The 809-nt window shown below is 29.8% G+C and carries 2 protein-coding genes; both read right to left on the bottom strand.

Annotated features, from left to right (window positions below; genetic code table 11):
• Positions 1 to 129 precede the first annotated feature (129 nt).
• On the bottom strand, positions 130 to 300 hold the full coding sequence (locus PVA17_RS24875; protein WP_274069361.1) for a transcriptional regulator: 171 nt from the start codon (positions 298 to 300) through the stop codon (positions 130 to 132).
• A gap of 260 nt (positions 301 to 560) precedes the next feature.
• Complete coding sequence (locus PVA17_RS24870) at positions 561 to 710, bottom strand: hypothetical protein (RefSeq protein ID WP_049665318.1); 150 nt, start codon at positions 708 to 710, stop codon at positions 561 to 563.
• Positions 711 to 809 lie beyond the last annotated feature (99 nt).

Raw genomic sequence — 809 nt, 5'->3', positions numbered from 1 at the left:
ATTTAGCCTAGTTATCTTTATAATATATGAATCTTCTGTAATTTTACTATACTTGAATAATTGCTTCATTTATGATATGAAGCAAAAATGCCTTACTGTCACATTAAGACAGTGAGGCATTTTTATAAGCTAAGAGATTTCATATTGTATTTGACCTCTCAATGTTTTAGCTCGTTCATTGTAGGCATCTAGTTGTTCCTGTGATAAGTTTAATATATAATAGTGAAAATTTATTGGCTCTAAATCGTGTTTCTCGCACACTTGTCGATAAAAATCATAGCCTTCTCGATAATCTGTCATACTAATAACTTCCTTTCGATTGTACAGTTTCGTTATAATATTCTAATTATTCTTATGATAATTGATCGATATATCTTGTTATATAACAGAATTATATTTCCGATAATATTATATAACAGCTGATTTGCAACGTCAATAAATTTTCTGATATTTCTTTCAACTATACAAAAGCCCAGTCCATTTAAATTAGTATGGCTGGGCTTTTCATAAAATATTCACGTCGGCTTCCGTAATAACCACATCCTTTAATTACAAACCTTTCAAATTCCTAATTGTTTGGCTTGCATATTATAAGCGGAAAGTTGTTGCTGTGATAACTGTAGCAAATAGTAGCGGAATGAAATTGGCTCAAGACCATAGCGTTCACACATCTCACAATAAAATTCATAACCATCACGATACTTTGACATTAGAATTCCTCCTAAACCAAACTGTTTTATAACAGTTGTTTTTATTTCTAATTAATATATAACAGATGGTTTGTTTCGTCAAGTATTACTAAATAGTTT

It is taken from the genome of Lysinibacillus sp. CNPSo 3705, from assembly GCF_028674935.1.
Taxonomy (GTDB): Bacteria; Bacillota; Bacilli; order Bacillales_A; family Planococcaceae; genus Lysinibacillus.
This window is presented reverse-complemented; position numbering and strand designations above follow the sequence as displayed.

Bases quoted from the DNA above. Each gene is read 5' to 3' on its own strand.
- PVA17_RS24870 (WP_049665318.1), bottom strand. From the start codon at position 710: ATGTCAAAGTATCGTGATGGTTATGAATTTTATTGTGAGATGTGTGAA.
- PVA17_RS24875 (WP_274069361.1), bottom strand. From the start codon at position 300: ATGACAGATTATCGAGAAGGCTATGATTTTTATCGACAAGTGTGCGAG.